The organism is Rhodococcus sp. BP-241 (assembly GCF_019836145.1).
In the GTDB taxonomy this organism is placed as follows: domain Bacteria; phylum Actinomycetota; class Actinomycetes; order Mycobacteriales; family Mycobacteriaceae; genus Rhodococcoides.
On record NZ_JABUEI010000004.1, the window covers coordinates 400,153 to 415,999 of the forward strand.

At 68.3% G+C, this 15,847-nt stretch carries 17 protein-coding genes; 10 read left to right on the forward strand and 7 right to left on the reverse strand.

Annotated elements, in window-relative coordinates:
• Positions 1–27: 27 nt before the first annotated feature.
• Complete coding sequence (locus HQ308_RS11095; RefSeq protein ID WP_222646404.1) at positions 28–1,215, reverse strand: AAA family ATPase; 1,188 nt, start codon at positions 1,213–1,215, stop codon at positions 28–30.
• 239 nt (positions 1,216–1,454) lie between these two features.
• On the opposite strand from HQ308_RS11095, the gene HQ308_RS11100 reads away from it, so the two are divergent.
• On the forward strand, positions 1,455–1,931 hold the full coding sequence (locus HQ308_RS11100; RefSeq protein ID WP_222646405.1) for an alpha-isopropylmalate synthase regulatory domain-containing protein: 477 nt from the start codon (positions 1,455–1,457) through the stop codon (positions 1,929–1,931).
• A gap of 18 nt (positions 1,932–1,949) precedes the next feature.
• On the opposite strand, the gene HQ308_RS11105 is transcribed toward HQ308_RS11100, so the two are convergent.
• Entirely contained in the window at positions 1,950–2,429 is a 480-nt protein-coding gene (locus HQ308_RS11105) for a MarR family transcriptional regulator (protein ID WP_308115753.1), read from the reverse strand.
• A gap of 55 nt (positions 2,430–2,484) precedes the next feature.
• Here HQ308_RS11105 and HQ308_RS11110 point away from each other — a divergent pair, with 55 nt between their 5' ends.
• A complete protein-coding gene (locus tag HQ308_RS11110; RefSeq protein WP_222646406.1) occupies positions 2,485–3,360 on the forward strand; it encodes an alpha/beta fold hydrolase in 876 nt (291 codons plus the stop codon).
• A 23-nt stretch (positions 3,361–3,383) separates the two neighbouring features.
• Here HQ308_RS11110 and HQ308_RS11115 read toward each other — a convergent pair whose 3' ends face one another.
• A complete protein-coding gene (locus HQ308_RS11115; protein WP_222646407.1) occupies positions 3,384–3,980 on the reverse strand; it encodes a hypothetical protein in 597 nt (198 codons plus the stop codon).
• Positions 3,981–4,195: 215 nt separating this feature from the next.
• Here HQ308_RS11115 and HQ308_RS11120 point away from each other — a divergent pair, with 215 nt between their 5' ends.
• The 3 genes from HQ308_RS11120 to HQ308_RS11130 are packed head-to-tail and all read left to right on the forward strand — an operon-like array spanning position 4,196 to position 7,118.
• Positions 4,196–5,077: a metal-dependent hydrolase gene (locus HQ308_RS11120; RefSeq protein ID WP_027506066.1), complete on the forward strand. Its 882-nt coding sequence runs from the start codon at positions 4,196–4,198 to the stop codon at positions 5,075–5,077.
• On the forward strand, positions 5,074–6,150 hold the full coding sequence (locus HQ308_RS11125; RefSeq protein ID WP_222646408.1) for a PDR/VanB family oxidoreductase: 1,077 nt from the start codon (positions 5,074–5,076) through the stop codon (positions 6,148–6,150). The genes HQ308_RS11120 and HQ308_RS11125 overlap by 4 nt, the downstream gene beginning before the upstream one ends.
• A gap of 41 nt (positions 6,151–6,191) precedes the next feature.
• The gene (locus HQ308_RS11130; protein WP_222646409.1) at positions 6,192–7,118 is read left to right on the forward strand and encodes an alpha/beta fold hydrolase; all 927 of its coding nucleotides are present in this window, start codon (positions 6,192–6,194) and stop codon (positions 7,116–7,118) included.
• On the opposite strand, the gene HQ308_RS11135 is transcribed toward HQ308_RS11130, so the two are convergent.
• Both HQ308_RS11135 and HQ308_RS11140 read right to left on the reverse strand, forming a co-directional pair.
• A complete protein-coding gene (locus tag HQ308_RS11135) occupies positions 7,100–7,480 on the reverse strand; it encodes a YchJ family protein (RefSeq protein ID WP_056441019.1) in 381 nt (126 codons plus the stop codon). The two genes, HQ308_RS11130 and HQ308_RS11135, sit on opposite strands and share 19 nt — an antisense overlap.
• Before the next feature lie 11 nt (positions 7,481–7,491).
• Positions 7,492–8,091, reverse strand: a complete 600-nt coding sequence (locus HQ308_RS11140) for a TetR/AcrR family transcriptional regulator (RefSeq protein ID WP_222646410.1) — start codon at positions 8,089–8,091, stop codon at positions 7,492–7,494.
• 63 nt (positions 8,092–8,154) lie between these two features.
• Here HQ308_RS11140 and HQ308_RS11145 point away from each other — a divergent pair, with 63 nt between their 5' ends.
• On the forward strand, positions 8,155–8,730 hold the full coding sequence (locus HQ308_RS11145; protein ID WP_027506061.1) for a hypothetical protein: 576 nt from the start codon (positions 8,155–8,157) through the stop codon (positions 8,728–8,730).
• Here the strand turns inward: HQ308_RS11145 and HQ308_RS11150 are convergent.
• Positions 8,702–9,691 carry a malate dehydrogenase gene (locus tag HQ308_RS11150; protein WP_222646411.1) on the reverse strand — a complete coding sequence of 330 codons (990 nt, stop codon included), beginning with the start codon at positions 9,689–9,691 and terminating at the stop codon, positions 8,702–8,704. The two genes, HQ308_RS11145 and HQ308_RS11150, sit on opposite strands and share 29 nt — an antisense overlap.
• A gap of 188 nt (positions 9,692–9,879) precedes the next feature.
• On the opposite strand from HQ308_RS11150, the gene HQ308_RS11155 reads away from it, so the two are divergent.
• Both HQ308_RS11155 and HQ308_RS11160 read left to right on the forward strand, forming a co-directional pair.
• Positions 9,880–10,578 carry a FadR/GntR family transcriptional regulator gene (locus tag HQ308_RS11155; protein ID WP_056441016.1) on the forward strand — a complete coding sequence of 233 codons (699 nt, stop codon included), beginning with the start codon at positions 9,880–9,882 and terminating at the stop codon, positions 10,576–10,578.
• A 286-nt stretch (positions 10,579–10,864) separates the two neighbouring features.
• Positions 10,865–12,298, forward strand: a complete 1,434-nt coding sequence (locus tag HQ308_RS11160; protein WP_373425307.1) for a stealth family protein — start codon at positions 10,865–10,867, stop codon at positions 12,296–12,298.
• A 35-nt stretch (positions 12,299–12,333) separates the two neighbouring features.
• Here HQ308_RS11160 and HQ308_RS11165 read toward each other — a convergent pair whose 3' ends face one another.
• On the reverse strand, positions 12,334–13,257 hold the full coding sequence (locus HQ308_RS11165) for a phosphodiesterase (protein WP_222646412.1): 924 nt from the start codon (positions 13,255–13,257) through the stop codon (positions 12,334–12,336).
• Between the two features lie 148 nt (positions 13,258–13,405).
• Here HQ308_RS11165 and HQ308_RS11170 point away from each other — a divergent pair, with 148 nt between their 5' ends.
• Positions 13,406–13,615, forward strand: coding sequence for a heavy-metal-associated domain-containing protein (locus tag HQ308_RS11170; RefSeq protein ID WP_027506056.1), 210 nt, complete (start codon positions 13,406–13,408; stop codon positions 13,613–13,615).
• Positions 13,612–15,846, forward strand: coding sequence for a heavy metal translocating P-type ATPase (locus tag HQ308_RS11175; RefSeq protein ID WP_308115754.1), 2,235 nt, complete (start codon positions 13,612–13,614; stop codon positions 15,844–15,846). Before HQ308_RS11170 ends, HQ308_RS11175 begins: the two co-directional genes overlap by 4 nt.
• The last annotated feature ends 1 nt before the right edge of the window (position 15,847 follow it).

The window sequence follows — 15,847 nt, forward strand, 5'->3', positions numbered from 1 at the left end:
GACACACCGAAAGCGTGCAGGTCGGCGCTAGTCGGCCTGCGCCCTCAGGTACCGCCCGAAGTGGGGGACGGTGAAGCCGATCGACCCGCGCTCGGCGGAGTAGATCAGTCCCTTCTTGATCAACCCGTCGCGTGCGGGGGACAGCGACGCAGGTTTCCGTCCGAGTTCCACGGCGATCTTCGACGTGGAGACGGGACCGTCGTCGCCGGACAGGTCGGCCATCGCTCGCATGTACTCGCGTTCGGCGGGAGTTGCTCTCTCGTAACGGGATCCGAAGAACCCGACGGCCAGCTCGTCCTCGGCCGTCGGTGCTGCGACCCGCACGTCGTGGACCGTGATCGGGCTGTCCGCGGCCAGATCCCACGTCGCCTTGCCGTACGCCTGAACGAAGTAGGGGTACCCGTCCGCGGCCTCGTACAGCGCGTCGAGTGCCTCGCTCGTGTACTCGACGTCCTCCCGCTCGGCCGGTGCGATGAGGGCGCGGTCCGCCGAAACGCGGTCCAGGCGGTCGATGCGGTGGTAGCTGAACAGGCGCTCGGAGTAGCTCTTCGACGCGGACAGCACCGCAGGCAGGTGGGGAAGACCGGCGCCGACGACGATCAGCGGAGCCGCATCCTGGCTCAGTTCGTGGCACGCCCCGCAGATCGCGGAGATGTCCTCCGCCGCGAGGTCCTGCATCTCGTCGATGAAGATGGCGATACCGACGCCGACGTCCCGAGCCAGCGACGCGGCGTCGAGCAGCAGTTCGACCAGGTCGATCTCGATGTCACCGGTGTCCGCGCGCCCCTTGAGAGCGGGCGCGTCGATGCCGGGCTGCCACTTGTCCCGCATGCCCTTGTCTGCGGACGCACGAAGAGCGAAGGACTTCAGCACACCGAGGAACTGGTCCACGCGTTCGGGATCGCGATGCGCCACCGCGATCTCCCGCACTGCCATGTGCAGCGCCGACGACAGCGGTCGCCGCAGGTCCTGGTCGGGGCGGGCCTCGATCTTCCCGGTTCCCCACTTCCGCGAGATCGCCGCCGATCGCAGGTGGTTCAGCAGCACCGTCTTGCCGACGCCGCGCAACCCGGTGAGCACGACACTGCGTTCGGGCCGACCGCGCGCGATGCGCTCGAGCACCACGTCGAACGCGTCGAGTTGCTTGGACCTGCCGGCGAGCTCGGGTGGCCGCTGGCCGGCGCCGGGTGCGTACGGGTTGCGAACGGGGTCCATGGCGTGACGGTAGCAACGTCGGTAGCGTTCTCTGCCCTTCTCTAGCGCGTGTCCTAGAACCGAACAGAGAGCAATCGAGAACCGGACCCTTGCCTGTGACGCCGCGACGCAGCTACTCTGGGGCCATGTCGCGCATTCTCGTAGTTCACCGCAGCGGGGTCTGATCTCGGACCGACCCCCCGCTGCGGGTCGAACGAGCGCCCGTCGGTCCTTCCTCTCACCGGAAAGACCCCAGCGACATGAGCACCAGCGCACATTCCCTCACCGAACACTTCTCGCACAGTTCCGCTGCCATTCACGCCTCGTCGGCTCTGCCGCACGGGTTGCGCGCGGAGGCTGACGGCATGTCCTTCGCGGAGTTCGTCCACACCTACTCGCCCACCTCGGGCCCCATCCGGCTCGGTTCCGCAGAGTGCGCGCCGAAGGGTGCGGGCAGGTTCGAGTTCACGGCCACCCTCGCCATAGGCGACACCATCCGCAGTTCGTCGATCGTCTGCCACGGGCCCGCCGAGGCCATGACGTCGATGCTCTACGACGCCGGCGTCAACCTCGAGATCTTGTCGTTCCACCAGCAGATCACCGAGACGGGATACGTCACCTACATCCGCGGACAGCAGGATCACCGCACTGTGTGGGCCATGGGGACGGGCTCGGATCCGACAGAGTCGACCGCCAAAGCCCTTGTCGCTGCGGCTAATCGGATGCAGAACCAGTAGTCGGCGATCACACCGCTCTCACGAGCCCGGCGCAGTCGATCTGATGGCTGCCAGCATCGCGGACTGATACCGACGGATGGTTGCTCGGTCGTCGTCCGACAACTCGGAGAGTTGCGTGGCCGCCCTGAGGATCAGCGGGCCGAAGAACTCTGTGCCCAGTCGCTGCGCCTTGTCGGTGACCCTCAGGGCCACCTTGCGGCGGTCACCGACGACCGACTGCCGTTCGACGTGGCCGGCGAGTTCGAGCCTGTCGACGAGTGCCGTCGTGGTCGCCGAGGTGATTCCCAGCTGCGTCCGCAGCCAGGACGGAGTAGCCGTTCGACCGGCACGCGCAGCATCGAGAAGAACGATCAATGCCCGCACGTCGGTGCTGTGCATGCGGTGCTTCTCGGCGAATCCCGCACCCAGCAGATCGAGCTCGACGACGAGCGCCCGCAGGCCGTGCACCAGGTCCATGACGTCCGTGTCCACCGGAGGGGTTGCATCGACTTCGTCCACGGCATCAGTATGTCACTTATCGTATTACTCGACCATCGAGGCAACCGGGTGCCGCATGACAGACGCGACGCAGACGTTCCGTCGATCGCCCGAGGGGCGGGAGTTCGCTGCTGCCTACGACCGCGTACTCGGGACGTGGCCGGCGGGAACGACCACGACGATGGTGCCGACACGATTCGGCGACACACATGTCACCTCGGCCGGTCCCACCGACGGTCGCCCTGTCGTACTGCTCCCCGGATCCGGGGCTACCTCGATGGCCTGGACCGGCCAGGCGACCGAACTGAGTCGTCGCCACCGAGTGGTCGCGGTGGACATTCTCGGTGACGTGGGGCGATCGGTTCCGGCGGGTGAACCCGCGAGGAACGTCGACGACCTCATGCTGTGGTTGGACGATGTGTTCGCCGGGTCGGCACTGCGGCGACCGTCGATTCTCGCTCACTCGTACGGCGCGATGATCGCTCTGGCGTTCGCTCTCCGTCGGCCGGCCGACGTCGACCGCCTCGTCCTGCTCGATCCGAATTCGTGCTTCGCCGGCATGCGCGCCGCCTACCTGGCTCATGCGTTACCGCTCCTGCTGCGACCGTCGGAAGAGCGACAGAGACGATTCACGGCGTGGGAGACGGGCGACGCAGTTCTCGTCGCCGACCTGTCCCGACTGGCCGAACTCGGAACAGCTCATCACCCTCGTCGTCGGCCCATCGTTCCGAGGCGGCCGAGTTCTTCGGCGCTGCACTCGCTCCAGGCGACCACGACGGTCGTTCTCGCCGGGTCCAGCCGGATTCACGACAGTGCTGCGGTGCGAGATCGTATCCAGAAGAACTGGCCGTCGATCAGTACCCAAATCCTCGACGGCGCCACCCATCACACGTTCCCGGACTCACCGAGAGCAGAACTCGGCGTCGCGATTCACGACGCTCTGACGAGGTAGCGACAGCCGTCTGCACACGTCCGTCAGGACAGGAATCGCGCGATCGCGTCGTCCCACTCCCGGTCCCGACGACGGTCGTAGACGCGGGCGAAGACGCTGCGCACGATCACGAGCACGATCGCCACGAGCGCGAGAAGTGCTGCAGCGCCGAAGATGCTGACCACCACGACGTCGACCCCGGTGGGCGGGGGTGCGATGCGACGACCGTCCGCGTCGACGGTGATGGTCACCTCGGTGCCCGACGGACTCTGCGCCGCAACAGGAACCGACCCGACGTGCTTCACGCCGTCGGAGGACCAGGTCGCGGGAGCCAACACGGTGGGAGTGACCGCCGCGAATTCGTCCGACGCCACCGGCGCCACGGCGTCCGCGGTGGTCGTGGCGAGCACCGACGAGGACGACGTCACGGCGTCGGCCGCCATGGTCTGCTGATCGTGGTAGAGGCTGACGCCCATCACGGCGACGAACGGGACGACGAGCAGGAACAGCGTCACGAGAAGACGGTGCAGTCGAGCCTCCGCGCGGTCGACGCCTCGAACGAGCGGATTGCGCGGTGTGCGCGCCACGGGCCGCCGAGTGTCGTCGGTCCCGCGCTCCGCCCTCTTGGAATTGTCCGCCATCGTCTCGTGTCCTGCCTGCGTCACGGACCCCGTGCGCCGTGACGGCGGCGGGTGTCCTGCGTGTCCGACCTTCTGTCCAGGGTCCGCGCAGCGTGTGACCTCGGCAAGGTCGTTCGCGTCACGTCACATGTGTTCTCGCTTACCCGAGGTGCTTTACTGTTACCAGTTGTCATACTAAGATTTGTGTGAACGAAGCCACACCGGAAGGACCCGACATGACCGCCGATGCCGACAATCTCGTGCTGCAGGCGCGCGACGTGCACTTCGACTGGGACGACCTGCCGATGCACTGGATCCCGGGTGAGCCGTTCTCCACACACGCGCTCAACGTGCTGCACCTGCTCCTCCCCGCCGGGGAGGAATGGTTCGTCGAGACGTTCCGCCAGGCGCTCCCGTTCATCGAGGACGAGAAGCTCCGCGAGGACGTCATCGGGTTCATCGGCCAGGAGGCCATGCACTCGTCGGCGCACTCCGGTGTCCTCGAGCACCTGCAGCGCAGCGGACTCGATCCGACGCCGTTCACCGACCAGATGAACTGGGTCTTCGGCAAGGTCATCGGCCCTCGACCCATCACCAGCAGCCGCGAGAAGAACTACCTCGTCGAGCGCCTGGCGATCATCGCGGCCATCGAGCACATCACCGCGTTTCTCGGCGACTGGGTTCTGAACGCCGAGGGGCTCGACCGCGCCAACATCCACCCGACCATGCTCGACCTGCTGCGATGGCACGGGTCCGAGGAGGTCGAGCACCGCTCTGTCGCCTACGAGACGATGCGCTACTTCGATCGCCGCGAGGTCCGACGCCTTCGCACCCAGGCACTCGCGGCACCGCTGCTGGTCTACCTGTGGATCCGCGGAACCCGCTTCCTCATGCAGAACGATCCGCTTCTCGCCGACGGACCGGCGTCCCGGCGCCGTCCCACGCCACTCGCCTGGCGCCGCGCGGCGAAGAAGGGCACCGTGCCGGGGCCTGTCGATCTCGGCCTGCGGCTCTCGCGCTACTTCCGTCGCAGCTACCACCCCAGTCAGGAGGGCTCGACGGCGCAGGCCGTCGCCTATCTGGCCTCCTCGCCCGCGGCGCGGGCAGCGTCGCGATGATCGACGCACCACGCGACCTCCGCGGACGGCCTCGTGGCGACCGGGCCCTCGGCCTGATCGGCCTGGTCGTCGGCAACTACCTCGGTGCGATGTCGCGTGTCCCCTACGACCCTCGGGTGGCCCTGCGTCCCCCGGACACCGCGGCCACACTGACGGTCGCGAGTGTCACGCCGGTGACCAGCGACGGCGATGTCGCGCAGATCGATCTCGTCGATGCGGGCGGATCGTCACTGCCGGCCTGGCAGCCGGGCTGCCACATCGATGTGCACCTGGAGGGCGACGCGACGTCGGGACCGCTCCGGCGGCAGTACTCGCTGTGCGGCGACCCCGACGACACGACGCGGTACCGCATCGCCGTCCGACGCATCGGCACCGTCTCGGAGCGGATGCACGCCCTGCGCCCCGGCGACACGGTGACGGTGCGCGGTCCCCGCAACGCCTTCCTGTTCGCGCAGGAACGCTCGGTGCACTTCGTCGCCGGCGGCATCGGCATCACCCCGATCCTGCCGATGGTCCGCGCCGCTCGCGATCTCGGCCTGGACTGGACCTTCGTCTACTGCGGACGCTCCCGCGAGAGCATGCCCTTTCTCGACGAGATCGAGAGCTGGGATTCGCCGCGTGTCGCCGTCCGCACCGACGTCGAGGACGGACTGCCCACTGTCACGGACCTTCTGGGTCCGGCCGCCCGTGGCGGCGCGGTGTACTGCTGTGGACCGACGCCGATGCTGAACACCGTGCGCACGTCGTTCGCGGGCTGCGGCGCGTCTGCTCTGCACTTCGAACGTTTCGGGGCCCCACCCGTGGTGGGCGGTCGGCCGTTCACGGTCACTCTCGCGAGAAGCGGTCGCACGCTGACAGTTCCCGCCGACAGGTCTGCACTGTCCGTCATCGTGGACGAGGACCCGACAGTCGCGTACTCCTGTCGCCAAGGCTTCTGCGGCACCTGCAAGGTGCGTGTTCTCGCGGGGACGCCCGAGCACCGCGAGACTCGACTGAGTCCCACCGAGCAGCAGGAACACATGCTGCCGTGCGTGTCTCGGGCAGACTCCGACCACCTCACGCTCGACGTCTGATGTCCCCCGCACACCCCACGTCCACCGATTCCGGAGCGTCCATGACCGTCACCCGCCCGTTCGAGTCCGAGCGCTCCACCGTGCGGAACGGTGACGTCGAGCTCGCCGTGTACACCGCCGGCGTGTCCGACGGCCCCACTCTCGTGCTGGTGCACGGGTGGCCCGACAACCACACCCTCTGGAACCACGTCGTCGGACTGCTCGCCGACCGCTACCGCGTCGTCACCTACGACTCACGCGGCGCCGGTGACTCCACGGTCCCCGCACAGACCCGCGGGTACCGACTCGACGCGATGGCCTCCGATCTGCGAGCGGTGATCGACGCGGTCAGTCCCGACGCCCCGGTCCACGTGCTCGGTCACGACTGGGGCGCGGTGGAGGCCTGGGAGCTCGTCGCCGAAGCCGATGCGCCGCTCCGCATCTCGTCCTACACGTCCGTGTCGGGACCCAACCTCGACCACCTCGCACTGTGGGCCCGCTCGCGGCTCCGTAGGCCCACACCGCGCAACCTGGCACAGGTGTTCGCCCAGACGCGAGCGTCCTGGTACACGGTCACCTTCCACGTCCCGCCGTTGGCTCGGGTGCGGATGTACCGCATGAAGCGCAAGGGCTGGACCCAGTTCATCGGCGAGTTCTCCGACGTCCCCGCCGCGATGGTGGAGGAGTCACCGACACTTCTCGACGACGCGTGGAACGGCCTGCGCATCTATCGAGCAAATCTTCTGCCGCGCTTCACCTCTCCGCGGCGTCGCTACGTCACCGTGCCCGTGCATCTGATCGTCAACACCCGTGACGCGGCGGTGCGTCCGTTCCACTACGAGGACACGCCGCGCTGGGTGGCCGACCTGTCGCGAACCGATCTCGATGCAGGACACTGGTCGCCGCTGTCGCATCCTTGGGACATCGCGCGCATCACGTCCGAGTTCGTCGACGGCATCGAGTCGCGGCGTCAGACCGCGTCGACGTAGACCCAGGCTCCATCGACGCGGGAGAACGTGCTGTTCTCCCGCTGCGAACCCGGTCGCCGGGCACCCGCGTCACGGAAGTGAGCCACGAACTCGACCGTGCCCGTGGTGTGCAGCATGCCGCCTCCGGTGGTGCCCAGGATCTCGAGCCCGGTCCACCGGCGGCGGTCGTCGAGGTCGAGCGCCGACGGTCGAGTATCGGGATGCCATGTGCGCAGCAGATACTCGGCGTCGAGCACCGTGAAGGCGGTGTACCGCGAGCGCATGAGCCGCTCGGCGGTCGGCGCACCGATCCGTCCCTCGAGCAAGGGTCCACAGCACTCGGACATCGGTAGGGGAGTGCCGCACGGGCAGGTGTCGGGCATGGCTGTAGACCCTACGGCCCTCGCAGCGAGTCGAGATGTGCCGCCAGCTCCGCCTCGGCCCACGCGCGGTTCTCGTCGTGTGGCGCGTGGACCATGTGCAGCGCGAGTCCGTCCAGGAATGCATGAAGTCGACGCGCCTCGTCGGGTACCCGGTCGGACAGTGACGCGTAGTCGGTGTCGTTCTCGGCGAGTAGGTTCACCAGTCGCCTGCACCCCGCGGCCAGGTACTGGTGCGCCCGGTCGTAGGCGACGCGCATCGCGGCGTTCGTGAAGGCGAGAGCGCCCAGCGACATCTGCACCTCCATCTCGAGGCGACTCTCGTCGGTGAGCGGCAACAACTCTCGCAGGCTCGCCTCGCAGTACTCGCGGGGTGACAGCTGCGGGTCGATGCGCTCCAGGCGTTCGACGACGCGTTCGGCTGCGTGTTCGAGGCAGAACGCTCGCAGGTCGTCCTGAGTGGGAAAGGAGCGACGGAGGGAGGCCGTCGCCAGCCCGGCCTCCTCGGCCACGTTGCGCACCGACAGATCGAGCAGGCCGTCTCGACCGATGATGCGCCAGGCGGCGTCGGCGACGTCGCGTCGCCGCTGGTCGTGATCGATCAGTTTCGGCACTCCCTGAATGTACACAGTTGTGCTACTTTGTTGTGAACACGATCGTACCAACAAGGAGCGCTCATGGTTCTGGCAGTCATCGTCGCGTGCGAGATCGGATTCTGGGTGGCCATCGCCGCCGGCCTCACGCTCCGGTACGGCGCACGGCGACCTCGTGCCGGTGCCGTGGTTCTGGCCTGCGCCCCGGTCGTCGATCTCGTCCTGCTCTGCGCCACCGTCATCGACCTGCGGTCGGGCAGTACCGCCACGTGGCATCACGCGCTGGCCGCTGCCTACATCGGCTTCTCGATCGCGTACGGACACCGCATGATTCGCTGGGCAGACGTGCGAGTGGCCCACCACTTCCGCGGCGGGCCCGCGCCGGTTCGTCTCCACGGCGCTGCCTATGCGAGAGCGTGCTGGGCGGACGTGGTCAGAACCCTGATCGCCGTGGCCGTCACCGTCGGGCTGCTCGCCGGCCTCGTCGCGCTGGTCGGGTCTCCCGAGCGAACCGAGGCGCTGACGGCCTTCATGCCCGTGCCCCTCGTCGTGCTCGCCGTCGACGTCGTCGCCGCGATCACCTACACGGTGTGGCCACGACAGCCTCGACGGCGGGACATGGACGGTCGAGTCAGTTCGGCAGCATCCCGAGTCTCGTGACGGCCTCGCGCTCGGCCTGCAGTTCCGCGACGGAGGCGTCGATACGGCGCCGGGAGAACTCGCCGATCTCGAGGCCCTCCACGATCTGCCAGGCGCCGCCGGAGGACCGCACGGGGAACGAGGACACCAGTCCCTCGGGCACGCCGTACGCGCCCGTCGACGGGAGTGCGACGGACGTCCAGTCGGCGGCGGGAGTGCCCAGGACCCAGTCGCGCACATGATCTATGGTGGCGTTCGCCGCGGAGGCAGCGGACGACGCACCGCGCGCCTCGATGATCGCGGTACCGCGGCGCGCCACCGTCGGCACGAAGACGTCCTCGAGCCAGGTGGTGTCCGCGGCGAACTCGGCGCCCGACCGGTCACCGACTCGCGCGTGGAAGATGTCCGGGTACTGCGTGGCGGAATGGTTGCCCCAGATGCTGACCCGCGAGATCTCACCCACCGGGACGTCCGCACGAGCGGACAGTTGCGCGACGGCGCGGTTGTGATCGAGCCGGGTCAGCGCGGTGAACCGATCGGCGGGGATGCTGGGTGCGTGCGCTGCGGCGATGGCCGCGTTGGTGTTGGCGGGATTGCCCACGACGACCACCCGGATGTCGGACGCGGCGCCCGCCTCGAGAGCGGCGCCCTGCGGCCCGAAGATCGACCCGTTGGCCTCGAGCAGGTCGGCGCGCTCCATCCCCGCGGTACGAGGGCGAGCCCCGATCAGCAGCGCGACGTTCGCGCCGTCGAAGGCGTCGACCGGATCGTCGTGGATCTCCACCGACCGCAGCAGGGGGAACGCACTGTCGTGCAGTTCCATGGCCGTGCCCTCGGCTGCGTGCAGTGCCGGCGGGATCTCGAGAAGCCGCAACGTGACGGACGTGTCCGGACCGAGCATCGCACCCGATGCGATGCGGAACAGTGCCGCGTAGCCGATGCTGCCGGCCGCGCCTGTGACGGTGACGATGCTGTGCGCCATGTGAACTCCTTCGTTCCCCTCGACCGTAGATCCGGCAGTCGACCGAGTGCACGGATGTGTGTCGGACTGCACCCGATCACCGTTCCATCGGAATCTCTCTCGATCTCTAGCACTGCGACTAGAAACATGAATATCGTCCTGTGCACGTCCGATTTGCCTGACCACCATTCCTCGTTCACAGTGACGCCATGACCCTGTCGGACAGTTGGGCCAGCAAACAGGCCACAGTGACGCGCGTGGGGGCGGCCGAGGCCGTCCTGCGCGAGCTGCGTTCGGCGATCGAGAGCGGCGAACTCGAGGTCGGCACCAAGCTCCCGTCCGAGGCCGCTCTCGCGACGCGCTTCGGCGTGAGCCGGTCGGTGGTCCGCGAGGCACTGCGCTCGACCACGGCTCTCGGACTGACGGAGACGCACACCGGCAAGGGAACGTTCGTCCTGGCGAAGACCGTCGAGACCGACAGAGTCTTCGGCAACCATTCCGTCGATTCCCTGCGCGAGGCCCGCCCGCACATCGAGATTCCTGCCGCCGCACTCGCTGCCGAACGGCGGACGCCGGAGCAGATGGACGCGATCCGCAGCCTGTTGAATCGGATGATCGCCGAGAACGATCCCAAGGAGTGGGTCCGTCTCGACGCGGAGTTCCATCTGCTCATCGCGACCGCGAGCGGCAACGACGTCTTCGCCGCCGTCATCACCGAGATCCGCGAGGCCCTGTCGCAGCAGTCCGAGATGGTGAACCTGCTGCCCGACCGTCGGCACCGGTCCAACGTCGAGCACGAGAGCATCGTCGACGCCATCGACTCGGGGTCCGGCGAGGCCGCGTCCGAGGCGATGAGCCGACACCTGACGCACGTGCAGGACGCACTCGGCCAGCTTCGCGGCCGATGACTCCCGTGGTCCGGACCCACCCTCGGCATCACTTAGAATGAGCAGGTCACAGCGCCGCACAGGCTCGCCCACCAGCACATCGGGAAGGTCCACCATCACACAGCCGCCAGCCCTGCAGAACGTCGAGACGCCCGATGTCTACCTCGTCCCGCCCGACAGCGGCGAGATCGAACGGGCGCGCGTCGCGTCCGCGGCGTCCCGACATCGGTTGACCGAGCGCTCCGACATCGTGTGGGTCAAGGACAAGTTCGCACTGTCCATCACCACCACGACGCCCCACGAGGCGATGGTGGAGGACCTCCTGTTCGTCCGCGATGTGCTGGACGCGACCGCGATCGAGTACCTGCTCGTCCGCGGCAACGACGAGCGGCCCGTCATCGCCATCGACAGGCACGACAGGCCGACGTTGCGCGACGCCCTGGTCGCGGCCTGCGCGGACGAGCCGTTCTACTCCAAGCCGATGGACGTCAAGGGATCCCCGGCCCTGCTCATCGCGGACGGGCTCCTGGCGTCGGCCACGCAGGCGCGGATCTTCCGGTTGTTCCGCCCTCGTGCGCACCGCCCGAGCGGGCTCTTCTACGGATCCGGCAAGGGCATCCAGATCGAACTGTGGGAGTTCTCGGACGACACGATCGTTCTCCCCGTCGAGAACTCGCTGACCCGACGCACCATCCGTCAGGACGAGGCGGTTCGTGGCACGGTCGAGCGCTTCGGCCGACACTGGCCGACCATCGAGAACATGTTCGCCGACCACGCGTCGGACATCGACTTCGACATCGACCTGATCTTCTCCTGGGTCGACGGCACCGACGTGGAGTGGCAGGCGGAACGCGCGGCGATGCTGCGTGAGGTCGTCGTGGGCGAGGGCGACGATCACGAGGCCCGCTTCCGCCAGATCGACGAACTCAAGTACGCACTGCGCTCGGTACACCTGTACGCGCCGTGGATCCGGCGCATCTTCGTCGTCACCGACTCACCGAAGCCGGGGTGGCTCGACGACCATCCCGACGTCACGTTCGTGCGCAGCGAGGAGTTCTTCACCGACACCTCCGTGCTGCCCACCTACAACTCGCAGGCCGTGGAATGCCAGCTCCACCACATCGACGGTCTCGCCGAGCACTTCCTGTACTCGAACGACGACATGTTCTTCGGCCGCCCGGTCGGTCCCCAGATGTTCTTCTCACCCGGCGGCATCAGCATGTTCGTCGAGGCGGGAACCCGGATCGGACTGGGCGCCAACGACGAGCAGCGCAGCGGATTCGAGAACGCCGCGCGGGTCAACCGTCGCCTGCTCCACGACCGATTCGGTCGCATCACCACGCGCCACCTCGAGCACGCTCCCGTGCCGCTCCGGCGCAGTGTGATGTTCGAGCTCGAGAAGGAGTTCCCCGACGAGTTCGCGGCCACGGCCGCCAGTCGATTCCGCGCGAGCTCCAACATCTCGGTGACCAACTCGCTGTACCACTACTACGCCCTGCTCACCGGCCGCGCCGTGGTGCAGACGCAGGCCTCGGTCAAGTACGTCGACACGACGATGCGCAGTGGACTGCGGGACATGGACCGCCTGCTCGCGAAGCGGTCGATGGACTTCTTCTGCCTCAACGACGGCAGCTTCCCCGAGATCGACGCCGACGAGCGCGCAGCGGCGGTGACGACGTTCCTGAGCACCTACTTCCCGGTGCCGGCGCCCTGGGAACACGCCGTCACACCGGTCGGCTGATCGCCACAGCTACGACTGCCGGCTGATCGCCACAGCTACGACTGCCGGCTGATCGCCTTCTGGGGCGCGTCGGCGATGACGACGCCGGCATCGTGCAGGCGCTGGGCGGCCTCATCGGCCGACACGTAGGTGCCGACGGTGTCGCCCGTCCCGATGGGCACCACCGAGTGGACCACCGTGTCCTGGTACAGATGCACCAGGTTGTAGGCCTGCGCCCCGTCGCGCCCGCGTTGCGCACCCACCGGGACGTTGAGGTCCTGGGTATAGCAGGTGGCCGACGCCACCGACACCGGGATTCCGGCGAAGGTCGCGGACGTGGAGTAGTGCAGGTGGCCCGCGAGGATCGCCCGCACGTCGCTGCCCGCGAGCACATCCGCGAGCGAGTCCTGGTCGCGGAGTTCCACCAACACCGCGAGATCTTGCACGCAGGGAACCGGCGGATGGTGCAGCGCGAGCACTGTGCCGTCCGGCGCCGGCATCGCCAGTTCTGCTGCGAGCCACCGCAACTGTTCCGCGGAGATCTGGCCGTAGTGGTGGCCGGGGACGGTCGAGTCCAACGTGATGACTCGCAGCCCACCGATGTCGTAGACCCCGTCCACGGGCTCGGTCGATCCGCGCTCGTCGAGCAGGCTGCGACGGAACGCCGCTCGGTCGTCGTGGTTGCCCATCGCCCAGATCACCTCGGACCCCAGGGCTGCGGCGACCGGATCGACCAGTGCGCGCAACGAGTCGTACGCGTCGGGCTCGCCCTTGTCCGCGAGATCACCCGTGAACACCAGAGCCTCCGGCCGGGCACCCGTCGCCTCGAGCTCCGCGAAGATCTGGCGAAGACGCGCCTCGCTGTCGACCGCGTCGTACAACTCGCCGGCGCCGACCAGGTGCGTGTCACTGATGTGCAGGAGGAAATGGTCCGGCCGTGGATGCTCGGCGGTGCGCCAGGTCTGCTCGACTGGCTCCATGAGTTCTCGCTTCCCAGTGCTCCCGGATCGGAGCTCGGTCACCCTGTGTGTACCGGGCTCGTCCACCCTAACCACAGGAGGTGTCGAGCCGCCGAACGCCGGGCGACACGGGGTTGACGGCATACCGTAGGGGGGTATGGTAGTTCTCATGACCACGAAGACTGTCACCGTCGTCGGAATGACCTGCCAGCACTGCGTCGCAGCGGTGACGGAGGAGGTGAGCGCCCTGCAGGGAGTCACCTCGGTCCACGTCGACCTCGAGTCCGGACGCGTCGATGTCGAGTCCGACACACCTGTCGACGACGCTGCCCTCGCAACCGCGGTGGACGAGGCCGGGTACGAGCTGGCTCAGCCGTGACCACCGGGGAGAAGGCCGCGAACATCCAGCTCGACATCGGCGGCATGACCTGTGCGTCGTGCGCCAACCGCATCGAGAAGAAGCTCAACCGCCTCGACGGTGTGACCGCGACGGTCAACTACGCCACCGAGAAGGCGAGCATCGCCACGGACGCGACCGTCGAGACCGGGGACCTCATCGGCACCGTTGAGAAGGCCGGCTACACAGCGACCGTGCACGAACCGCACCGACCGGCCGGCCCTCCCGCAGCCGAGTCCGATGCCGCCGCAGCCGAGTCCGATCCCCTGCGCACGCGTCTGCTCGTGTCGACGCTGCTGTCCGTTCCCGTCATCGCGATGGCGATGATTCCGCCGCTGCAGTTCGACAACTGGCAGTGGCTCTCGCTCACCCTCGCCGCGCCCGTCGTCGTGTGGGGCGGGCTGCCGTTCCACCGCGCCGCCGTCACCACCGCGCGGCACGGCGCGACCACCATGGACACGCTCGTGTCGGTGGGCACTCTGGCCGCCTTCGGCTGGTCGCTGTACGCGCTCTTCTTCGGCCACGCGGGCATGCCCGGCATGCGCCACGCCTTCGAGTTCACCGTCTCGCGTGGCGACGGCAGCGCGAACATCTATCTCGAGGCGGCGGCCGGCGTCACGACGTTCCTGCTCGCCGGTCGCTATCTGGAAGCGCGGTCCAAGCGCAGCGCAGGCGCCGCTCTGCGTGCGTTGCTCGAGGTCGGCTCCAGGAACGCGACCGTGCTGCGCAACGGCAGTGAGGTCAGCGTGCCCGCCGACGAGCTCGTGGTCGGAGACCGCATCGTCGTCCGACCGGGCGAGAAGATCGCCGCCGACGGCACCGTCGAGAGCGGCACGTCCGCCGTCGACGCCTCGATGATCTCCGGTGAGTCCATCCCCGTGGAGGTCGGTCCGGGCGCCACGGTCACGGGCGGGACCGTCAACGTGGGTGGCGCGCTCACCGTCGTCGCCGACCGCGTGGGCGCGGACACGCAGCTCGCGCGCGTGGCCCGCATCGTGGAGGACGCGCAGAACGGCAAGGCCGAGGCGCAGCGCCTGGCCGACCGCATCTCGGGCGTCTTCGTCCCCGTCGTGATCGGTCTCGCCCTGGCCACCCTGCTGGGCTGGGTCCTCGTCAGCGGCAGCTGGTCCGCCGCGTTCACCGCATCCGTCGCGGTCCTCATCATCGCGTGCCCGTGCGCGCTGGGCCTGGCCACTCCGACAGCCCTGATGGTGGGCACCGGACGCGGCGCCCAACTCGGCGTCCTCATCAAGGGACCCGAGGTGCTCGAGCGCACCCGCCGCGTGAACACCATCGTGCTGGACAAGACGGGCACCATCACCAGCGGTGTCATGAGCGTGCAGTCCGTCGTGGGAGACGCTCGCGACGACGCGCTGCGGTTCGCCGCGGCGGCGGAGTCCGGTTCCGAGCACCCGGTCGCCCGCGCGATCGTCGACGCGTACCGGACCGCGCACGGAGAGCCCGTCGCCGCCACCGACTTCACCACCACGGCGGGACGCGGTGTCACCGCGACGGTCGACGGCCACCGCGTGGTCGTCGGACGCCCCGGCCTGGTGGGCGGCGCACTGCCCAGCGCTCTGCAGACGGCCTTCGAGGACGCCGAGGCCACCGGGGCCACCGCGGTGGTCGTCGGGTGGGACGACGAGGCCCGCGCCGTCATCGCGGTCTCCGACACCGTGAAGGAGACGTCCGCGCAGGCGGTCTCGGAGCTCCGCGCACTGGGTCTCGACCCGATCATGCTCACCGGTGACAACGAGTCCGCAGCCCGCACGGTGGCCGCCTCGGTCGGTATCGACACCGTCATCGCCGGTGTGCTGCCTGAGCAGAAGGTGGACGCGATCCGCGAGCTGCAGGCGTCGGGCAAGGTCGTCGCCATGGTCGGTGACGGCGTCAACGATGCTGCGGCACTGGCTACGTCGGACCTCGGACTCTCGATGGGCACGGGCACCGACGTCGCGATCGAGGCCGGCGACCTCACGCTGGTGCGGGGAGATCTGCGCGTCGCGGTCGACGCGGTGCGCCTCTCGCGCGCAACCCTCCGCACCATCAAGGTCAATCTCTTCTGGGCCTTCGCCTACAACGTCGCGGCGATCCCGCTCGCGGCCGCCGGACTGCTCAACCCCATGCTGGCCGGTGCCGCGATGGCGCTGTCGTCGGTCTTCGTCGTCACCAACAGCCTGCGGCTCCGATCCTTCCGGTCCTCGGTGGTGTGAC